The sequence below is a fragment of the Ancylomarina sp. genome (assembly GCF_041555295.1).
Lineage (GTDB): Bacteria > Bacteroidota > Bacteroidia > Bacteroidales > Marinifilaceae > Ancylomarina.
In genome coordinates, this window is the sequence record NZ_JBFFKR010000139.1 from 1 (window position 1) to 8,734 (window position 8,734).

The 8,734-nt window shown below is 32.7% G+C and carries 14 protein-coding genes; 3 read left to right on the top strand and 11 right to left on the bottom strand.

The genetic code is table 11. The features are described from left to right. Positions 1-793: 793 nt before the first annotated feature. The 11 genes from ABY905_RS10545 to ABY905_RS10595 form a co-directional block, all read right to left on the bottom strand. Positions 794-1,465 carry a hypothetical protein gene (locus ABY905_RS10545; RefSeq protein WP_372643438.1) on the bottom strand — a complete coding sequence of 224 codons (672 nt, stop codon included), beginning with the start codon at positions 1,463-1,465 and terminating at the stop codon, positions 794-796. 61 nt (positions 1,466-1,526) lie between these two features. Continuing rightward, positions 1,527-1,730 carry a helix-turn-helix domain-containing protein gene (locus ABY905_RS10550; protein WP_372643440.1) on the bottom strand — a complete coding sequence of 68 codons (204 nt, stop codon included), beginning with the start codon at positions 1,728-1,730 and terminating at the stop codon, positions 1,527-1,529. Positions 1,731-2,131: 401 nt separating this feature from the next. Beyond that, entirely contained in the window at positions 2,132-2,755 is a 624-nt protein-coding gene (locus ABY905_RS10555; RefSeq protein ID WP_372643442.1) for a recombinase family protein, read from the bottom strand. Between the two features lie 129 nt (positions 2,756-2,884). Then, entirely contained in the window at positions 2,885-3,076 is a 192-nt protein-coding gene (locus ABY905_RS10560) for a helix-turn-helix domain-containing protein (protein WP_372643445.1), read from the bottom strand. Positions 3,077-3,086: 10 nt separating this feature from the next. After that, on the bottom strand, positions 3,087-3,287 hold the full coding sequence (locus tag ABY905_RS10565; protein ID WP_372643448.1) for a hypothetical protein: 201 nt from the start codon (positions 3,285-3,287) through the stop codon (positions 3,087-3,089). Beyond that, on the bottom strand, positions 3,284-4,648 hold the full coding sequence (locus tag ABY905_RS10570; protein ID WP_372643451.1) for a hypothetical protein: 1,365 nt from the start codon (positions 4,646-4,648) through the stop codon (positions 3,284-3,286). Before ABY905_RS10570 ends, ABY905_RS10565 begins: the two co-directional genes overlap by 4 nt. Positions 4,649-4,833: 185 nt before the next feature. Then, on the bottom strand, positions 4,834-5,124 hold the full coding sequence (locus ABY905_RS10575; RefSeq protein ID WP_372643453.1) for an ASCH/PUA domain-containing protein: 291 nt from the start codon (positions 5,122-5,124) through the stop codon (positions 4,834-4,836). 13 nt (positions 5,125-5,137) lie between these two features. Continuing rightward, entirely contained in the window at positions 5,138-5,329 is a 192-nt protein-coding gene (locus ABY905_RS10580) for a hypothetical protein (protein WP_372643455.1), read from the bottom strand. 6 nt (positions 5,330-5,335) lie between these two features. Next, positions 5,336-5,503, bottom strand: coding sequence for a hypothetical protein (locus ABY905_RS10585; protein WP_372643457.1), 168 nt, complete (start codon positions 5,501-5,503; stop codon positions 5,336-5,338). A 177-nt stretch (positions 5,504-5,680) separates the two neighbouring features. Then, positions 5,681-5,926, bottom strand: coding sequence for a helix-turn-helix domain-containing protein (locus ABY905_RS10590; protein ID WP_372643459.1), 246 nt, complete (start codon positions 5,924-5,926; stop codon positions 5,681-5,683). 14 nt (positions 5,927-5,940) lie between these two features. Further along, complete coding sequence (locus ABY905_RS10595; RefSeq protein ID WP_372643462.1) at positions 5,941-6,141, bottom strand: hypothetical protein; 201 nt, start codon at positions 6,139-6,141, stop codon at positions 5,941-5,943. Positions 6,142-6,215: 74 nt separating this feature from the next. Here ABY905_RS10595 and ABY905_RS10600 point away from each other — a divergent pair, with 74 nt between their 5' ends. From ABY905_RS10600 to ABY905_RS10610, 3 genes are all read left to right on the top strand, one after another. After that, on the top strand, positions 6,216-6,890 hold the full coding sequence (locus ABY905_RS10600; protein ID WP_372643466.1) for a helix-turn-helix transcriptional regulator: 675 nt from the start codon (positions 6,216-6,218) through the stop codon (positions 6,888-6,890). 7 nt (positions 6,891-6,897) lie between these two features. After that, complete coding sequence (locus ABY905_RS10605) at positions 6,898-7,659, top strand: hypothetical protein (protein ID WP_372643468.1); 762 nt, start codon at positions 6,898-6,900, stop codon at positions 7,657-7,659. A gap of 266 nt (positions 7,660-7,925) precedes the next feature. After that, a complete protein-coding gene (locus ABY905_RS10610) occupies positions 7,926-8,642 on the top strand; it encodes a hypothetical protein (RefSeq protein WP_372643471.1) in 717 nt (238 codons plus the stop codon). Positions 8,643-8,734 lie beyond the last annotated feature (92 nt).

Consider the following 8,734-nt stretch of genomic DNA (forward strand, 5'->3'; position numbering starts at 1 on the left):
CTACAAACTTCTACAACATTACCATTTTCTGCCTCAGTAAGAATCCCTATTTTTTCTTCTAATGTCCAACGTCTTTTCATGCCTTAAATTTAACTGTTTAAAATCTGAAATTTTACTCCAGTCTTTTTAGGGGCTAAACTAGGTAGAATTACCGATCAAAGAATACAAATCTCAGCACTTGAAATGGAACGGAGTATTGGAGGTGTTTTAAAGGGCTCTTAAGAGCTATTTATACCGTTCTGATTGATCACACCCCGATCGTACCTAGATCGCTTATCTAGATCTTATGTCGATTTTAGACCGATCTCTGATCCTACTTAATCGGTCTTTCAGATAGCAAGACATCTCTATTGGGAGGGAATACCTATTTTGCTAGGAAAATCAGGGAACACAGGAAATAAAACTAAGTATTGGAGGTGTTTTAAAGGGTGCTTAAGGGCTATCTATACCGTTCCGATTAGATCACATCTCGATCGTATCTAGATCACTTATCTCGTTTCTACATCGATCATTTATCCTACTCAATTGACCTTTTAGATAACAAAACAGATCTATTATGTGAGGATACTCATTATACTAGGCAAATTAAGGAATACAGGAAATTAAACGAAGTATTGAAGGTGTTTTGAAGGCTTCTTAAGAGGTGTTTATACCGTTCCGATCTAGATCGTTTATCCGTTTAGGAGGATATAACAAAAGCCAAATAATATTTTAGAGTCTCGGGTCTCAATTGCCCGAAATTTAAAATACCAGTTGGCTTGATAAGTATAAGCTGAAATTGCAAGAAAATTGATTAAATATCATCTACCTCTGGTTGCATCATGAAAGCTTGCAAAGAACTAAATATTTCGACTTGCTTTTCATGGGATTTTGAAAAGAGAACATACAGCATTTGCACCAAACTTTCTTGTACATCGGGTTGCATTCTTCTAATGGCATCAATAATCTGTTTTTCTTGAATATTGAATTGATCTGAAACACCGCTCAAAGCATTTTCTCTATTAGGAATCAGTTTGCTTGCAAAAGCTCCTAGTGCTGATTGAATAGCGGGCATTTGTGTAATTGCCGCAACGGTTTCTTTTGTTGAATTAGTCCTGATTTCAGCAATTTCTTTAATGTGTTTTTCTCTTATATCACTAATTTTATCCTCTAGTTTTTCAATGGTAAATTCTTGCTTTAAATTCAATTCCTTTAAATCCCTAAGCTTGTCCCCGTAATCGGTTCTTAGATTTAGAATTTTATCAAAGTGTTCCCTTTCTATAGTTCTTAATTCTGCCGAAGCATTGGGGCTTATTCTTAGTTCGTCGGGCTTGTTTATATCCATAGGGGGATAGGTGTCATCTAATTCAATAAGTCTTCTTTCTTTTGCCCTAAGTCGTTTTGCTTTGTTTATACAAGCTAATGAGCAATATCGACTATCGGGTCTTTTCTTTTCGATTGATTCTCCACATATTTCACATTCCATTTTTCTATTTTTTTAGTTGCTTATTTATTTAATGATTTTTTATTAATGGGGAATTTTCATTTTACCTATTCATTCCAATTTCCCAAGGTTTTCTCCATTCAATACTTTCATGAATGAATTTCACTTCATTTTCTAGAAGAAGAGATTTGCCTTTGATGTGATTTAAAAATGAGGGATTCAGTTTTTTCATTCTTCGGGAAAGTGTATTAATGGAAATACCTAATTCTGCGGCTAGCTCCTTTCGGTTCATTGTTCTGTACTTCATATTTCTTTTATGTGACTTTTGATTCTATTTTTCTGATTTGCATTCATTTTAGAGTGTGCCCTTACTTGAACCTAGCAAATTGATTGTTTTAAACCCTAATTGCTGTATTCAAATTGACTCCCTAAAATGAAACAGACTTAGAAATTTCACCTTCGTGATTAAATCTATTTTTTTCTTCTCACAAATTCATTTAAGGTGCAATCTGCCGCATGATATCGGTCTTTTGATGAATCTGAATTTGACGTCTTAAAAAGGCTATACTTATTTCGCCTAAACATTCTAGTTATTAGTTTACGTTCATTATCCATTCCTGGGGACTTCATAATCACTTCTGCTATTGCAGATAATTCTTCTTCTCTAACAACTATGTTTTTCATCTTTATCATTGCTCATATTTCATATTAATCTTGATTCTTAGTTTCAAAATATTCAGTTCTTATGCGCTTAACGGTGCTTTTACTCACACCAGTTGCAGCTACTGTTTTATCCGTGCTCATGCGGCTATCTAAACAGGCTTTTACATTCGGGTATTTCTCAACCAGCGAAACGCTATCTTTGTTTTTAGCTCCTTTGGGTTTGCCTTTATAGACACCTCGTTTTTTAGCTTCTGCAATTCCCTCTTTTTGTCTTTCTTTTGTTCTATCAATTTCTTGTTGTGCTAATGTTGAAAGAATATTAGTTATTAATTCAAATGTTGGATTTGCTTTTCCATCGACAAAGCTTTTTAACCCATAACGGTGTATTGTTACACAAACCTTTTGCTCTTTAAAAAAATGGAGGGTTTGCATAATATCAAGCGTATTTCTACCCAAACGATCAACATCTAAAACTATCAGGTCAGAAACTCGTTTTTGTTCTGTAGCATCAATTATTTTTTTTGCTTCTGGTCTATCGGCAAAAGCACTTTTACCCGAGATTTTATCTATAAGTAGCTTTCCATTGTAATTTTTTAAAGCTTCAACTTGTCGGGCTTCGTTTTGTTCGGTTGTCGAAATTCGAGTGTATTTATATATTCTCTTTTCCATAGGTTAAATTCTTCCTTTATTGGGGTCATTTTTTAAATGGGTTCAAAAAGTGTTGTTTTCGAGATGAAAAGTATCTTTTAAAGCCTTTTTATCGGGGTCGCTTTTGGCTATACCTTACTTTTGAACCTTTTACCATTTTTTGTTTATGCCTGTCAATTCCTCATGAATGTATTTCACTTCATTTTCAAAAAGGAGAGATTTATTTTTTATGTGATAAATAAATTCAGGCTTTAAATATTTTTCCATTCTTCGCTTAAGAGTGTTTATAGAAATGCTTAATTCCGATGCAAGCTCTTTTCGGTTCATTGTTCTGTATTCCATCTTAATTTGATTATTGAAGTTTTATATAGTTGTTGTTTATTGTTCGTCCAAACTTGACTTTCTTTTCTTTCCAGAGTTCGAGAAGAGCTTCTTTAGCCTTTCGGGTTATTTCTTCCTTAAATTCTTTATCAAGGACAAAATCAGGGCTTTGCTTTGCTTCTTGCTTTCCCTTAGTGATGCTTTCCAGTGTTTCTAATACAATTTGTTTCATAACACGGGTATTGGATTAGTTTCATGATATTCTGTTTTCTTCTCAAATTCGTTGAGGAAAAACCTAGCTTGTGAACCGTGGTAATATTTTCTTTTACCGTTTACAGTTACGATTATAGAAGTCTTTCGGGCTTTCACTCCTTTAGTCTTCTTTCTATTGGGGTTTGTGGTTCTGGTTAAGCTTAGTTTATCTCCTATGTCCTTTATGAGCTTTAGTATTTCTTTTTCCTTATCACTCTTCTTTTTCTTTCGGGTCTCTGAAACTTTGAGGTTATAGGCTTTGTCTCTGCATTTTCTTTGATTGTTGCAATACTTAGAATCTGTTTTTTGTCCTGTAATCTCTTTTCCACAGATGAGACAATGTTTTTTCTTTTCTTTTCCCTCCCTATGGTCGTGAGAATCGCACCTTACAATACCTTGTGTATTCGTCCCCTTTTTTGCTGCGTGATTGGGTTTATTCCATTTATTTAGGCTTTCAAACTCTGTGTAATCGTCCCCTTTTTTAGTGCGTGAAAAGGCTGACAGCTCCAATGATATAAGGTCTTTTAGGATATTTTGAATGTTTCGTTTTGCGTACTGGTTGATTAGCTTTTCTAGTAGTAGTTTATTACGCTTACGTTCTTTTCTGCATCTATCATCTTTAATCCACCAATCGGGGTTACGTAGGTCTTTAAACTTGCTTCTGTATTTGGCGGGTAATCTGCGAGGCGTTTTGATTTGCTCCCATTCAAAGAAGATTGTCTCATCTATGGGTTTTAAATACTTATCAAGTATGAGCTTGCTTAGTTTTTCTTTATCCAGTAAATCAGCTAGGCTTGTGATGCCATAATTCTCAACGGCTCTCATACGGTTAAAGCTTGTTTCAATTCTCAACAATTCAGAGGTTTGAATTTTGGCTTGTGCCGATTTGTCGTAAAACTTGTATTTGGTATTGGTGGTTTTGTAGGTGTAGCCTAAACCCATCTTTCCGTTTATTTCCATATCGGAACGTTCAGCACCTCTGCAATAAAGAATACTATCAAGAAAGGTTTTGTTATCAATCTTACAGGCGGTAGTATCTAAGTTTAAACCTAGTTCGAAACCTCTTAGAATAGCTGTTTCGGGCTTCACTCCAAATTCAGCTAATTGGTTTACAGCTTCCTGAAAATCATCGTAGGTAAAACGAGTTGCATTATTATAGCCTTCGTTGTAGTATTTATGAATTGAGCCTTTGATTTTTACTTTGCCCAAAGGTTCTATTATAAAGTTTAAACCTCTGTAATTGGCTTTCTTACTTCCAATTTCTTCTTTTGATCGGCAATCTTTCACTACGGTAAAATCTAGCTTTAGGTCGTTTTCCCAAAGTCTAAAATCAAAATCCATAAGTTCTATGCTGATAAAGTCAATCAATTGGTGAAGAGTGTAAAAAAGTGGGGAGTTAATAGTCTTAAAATGTCGGTGTATGCGTACCCTAAAAACGTGCGTTTTTCTTTGCTTTTTGGAGCAATTTTCAAAAAAAAACAGGCTTTAATAAACCTGTGTATTCGTACCCTTTTTATTTGCGTGTTTTATTCTGAATCACTTATGAAATCAGGAACCCAAGGCTTATTTAAAAGTTCATTTTGTAGTCCTAAAACGACATAGCCTTTTTCAATCCCTAAGTTTTCTCCCTTTAGGATATAGCTTACTTTTCGAGCGCACAAATCACCAGTGAATTCTTTTTCATTTGGGCAATATTCTTGCAAAATTAAGGTGTCACCTATTTTAAAATTTCTATCGTTTTTTCGGACTTCAAAAGGTTTATTTCCAGTTAGTACTTCTAAGAAATATTCAGGGTGAATCTTTAAATTATGGGTCATGTTTTTCTGATTTTTAAAATATACTTTGGCTTAATGCACTTAGGACTTCAAAATTTTGTTCAGCTCTTTCTAATACAAGGCATAAACCAAAACCTGCAAGAGTCCAATTAAGACAAGCAAGCTTATACCACTTTTCTCTATATGACTTAATCCCCATGATAACATTCAGTACTAAGCAGAAAGACAATAATAGAATCGTGTTCATATTCTTTTATTTTGTTTTTAAAACAGCAAATAAGATTGCCGTTAGCATTAGAACTATAAGAGCTGTCAAAAAATCACCTGTTATCATAGCGTGGATAAATACAGCTAGCGAGATTAAGCCTATTGCTGTGATTAAATTGGGATGGATACCTATTTTCTTAATAATTTGGGTCATGCTTTTACTTGTTTAGGTGAAACACAAAGCGATTGCAAATACAGGTAAACCGCTAAAAAAAATAAATGGTAATAAGCACCACTTAAGACTGCTATTAATGCTCCTAGTGCCATACATAGCAAAAGGATTCTTACAACTTTTTTCATTGGGTTATCTTTTGGGTTTGTGGTTAAAGGGTTAGGCTATTTTCCCCTTTTGATATTCTTCAAGAAAATTGTCAATATCAGTTCGTTTGTAAACGATGTTCTTTCCAGTTTTATAGAACTTAAGAAAAATCATCTTTTTACTTCGTGAACTTACCTGTACGCCTTCCCTCCAATTTTGAAAGGTGTCCTTAGAGCCAAATCCCAAATACGCAGCAGCTTCTTGTAGGTTCAACCATTTCTTTTGATTTAAATCGCAAACTATTTCTGGTTTTGTCATGGTTCAAAAATATTTTAGGCTATTCTTTTAACTTCAATTATATTATCTATAGTTCTCTTCGAAAACTTCTTTCCTTCTTCTATAGTTAGATTACTTGCTGTCACACTTATTGATCGATACTGTGACTTAGGGTACTTTTCAACCTCCCCGATTGCCATTGCTCGCATAACAGGTGCTAATGCACGTTTTGTTAACTGTGTTTCCGTATTTTTCATATCTTTGATATTATTGATTGATTAATTCTTCGCAAATATAGCGAAGATGTTCGCACCTATACAAATTATTCGCGATGATTTTAGCAACAACAAAAGAAAGAATCATAGAACTTATTGAACGTAAGAATATTAGCAAAGCCTTATTTTTTAAGGAAACTGGTATTAAGAGAGGACTCCTAGATGCTGATAAATTGAAATCTACTGTGACAGATGTAGTCGTAGCTAAAATTATCGCAACATATTCCGATATAAATCCCATTTGGTTGATAACAGGTGAGGGGAAAATGCTCTTAAATGAAGAAGAAAAAGGGAGTAATAATATAAGTCCAAGTGTTAGTCCTGAAAGCGAAGTTGGTGTACCGTATTACGATGTTGATTTTTCTGGTGGGTTTAATGCAATCTTTAATAATCAAACTTTGCTTCCTGATCACAACATAGTTTTTGCACCTTTTAAAGATGCTCAGTTGTGGTGCAACGTCACAGGTAATTCAATGGCTGAAAAAATAAACCATGGTGATATAATAGCTATAAAAGAATTGACTGACTGGGAAGAAAATATATTATTTGGAGAAATATATGCAGTAGTTACCAACCATCTACGAACAATCAAAATCATTCGAAAATCAAACAACGAGAATAACTATAGACTTGTTCCTATCAACACAAATGAATTTGACGAGAACGAAGTAAAAAAGACATCTATACTAAAAGTCTTCACCGTTCTGGGGGCAATCAAAAAGTTCTTTTAAAAAACTTATGAGTAATTTCAATTTAATATTAGGGTCTACAATAGTCATCCTTACATCTTACTTAATCTATTTTATAACTAGATTAAAACAAGGAGAGACACTAAAAAAACCTCTTATCGCATTACTCATCCTTTTGGTTATCACTCTTACAAACAATGGAATATTATTCTTCTTTGAAAATGATGTCCCCCCATACTGGATTTATAGTTCAATCATTTCTGCTTTATCAAGCGTCTCACTTGCAATATATTACTACTTGCAAGAGTTCACAAACATTCAATTAAAAGACACAATTCCTACTAGTTCACTATTAACATCATTATTGATATCTTTAATTGGATTCATATTAATGGGGACAAACATGTTAGATCTCAACAACACTAAATCGGATGCGATCAATTTAGATTTAATAGAGAACAGTATAGATAATGTAAAAATGAAGTTTAATGAGATTGATGATATAATTACTAATGAATCTCACAATATCAATAAAATATTTTCCGAAATAGAAAAAGAACTTGATGCTAAAAATCAAAAACTTGAAGATATTCAAAAGAGAGAGTCCAATTTAATAGAACAAATCGAATATTATAAAAACCTTTCAAGTCTTACTGAAAAACAAGCAAACTCAGTTGTTAAGACACTGACCCAAGATGCTAACAAAGAGAATATTATTAGTTTTTTCATAGGATTTCTAGCAAGTTTTCTTGTTTGGCTAATTACTCAAATGAATTTTTTTAAAAAAATATTTGAATTTAAAACAAATTAAAATCTTAATCTTAAATATGAACATTCCCTTAAAAGATGTATTCCCTACGATTGTTCAGGTAATAGTATTTATTAAACTACTTAAGACCAAGATTTCAAACAATTGGATTATTACTATGTAACCAATCCTTTTTATAATTTCAGCTATCGTGATTATTAGATTTATCAAAATCTAATTGATTAAGATTGCTTAAAATATTCTATAACGGAATAAAAGGGACAGTCTATGTAAACTTTTTTTACTTTCTCTAAATAACACTCACATAAATGAATAAGTTTAAAAACATTAATGGCTTAGCTTTTTACAAAACATATTTAAAAAATGAATTTTCAGAGATTAGGGATTATTTGAATGATACTAAAGATTTAATTAAGTCTAAGCAAGAGAAACTTAGTGAACACATAAGTTGTGAACTTAAAAAAGTTTCTCATCCTGATGATGAACAAGAAATAATTGAATTCCATATCGATGATATAATAAAATATCAGGATACATATATAGAACTTTTAATGAATTCAACATTCATTACGACATTCTCCTTATTTGAAAGTTCATTCCATAGAATATGTGAATATTTACAAAATGATAATCAATTAACACTAAGTGATTTTAAAGGAATAGGAGGTATTGATAAATATCGAAAATATATCGAGAAAATAGTTGAACTTGATCTAACTAGCTTAAATCAGAAATGGGTTACAATAAAAAATTACGGTAAAGTTAGAAACTTAATCATTCACAATTCGGCAAATTTCAAGAAGGATAAAAGCAAAAAACTAGAAGAGCAAGAAATGTATTCATTTATTACTTTCAATCCCTCTATTCAACTAAAAACATTCAGGAAAGGGAATTTTTACATTAATGATCATAAATTCATCAATGATTTTTGTGATATTGGTGAATCTTATCTGGAAGAAGTTATAACAAAAGCAATAGAACAAAAACGATATTGCCATAAACCGAATCAAACAAACGTGCAATAAGCGTGCAAACCCTAATACTCCTCCTTTCATAACCATTAACTTACTGTTAGTTAACAACAAAATGGCTATGTCTGGGGGACCAGGGGTCGCAA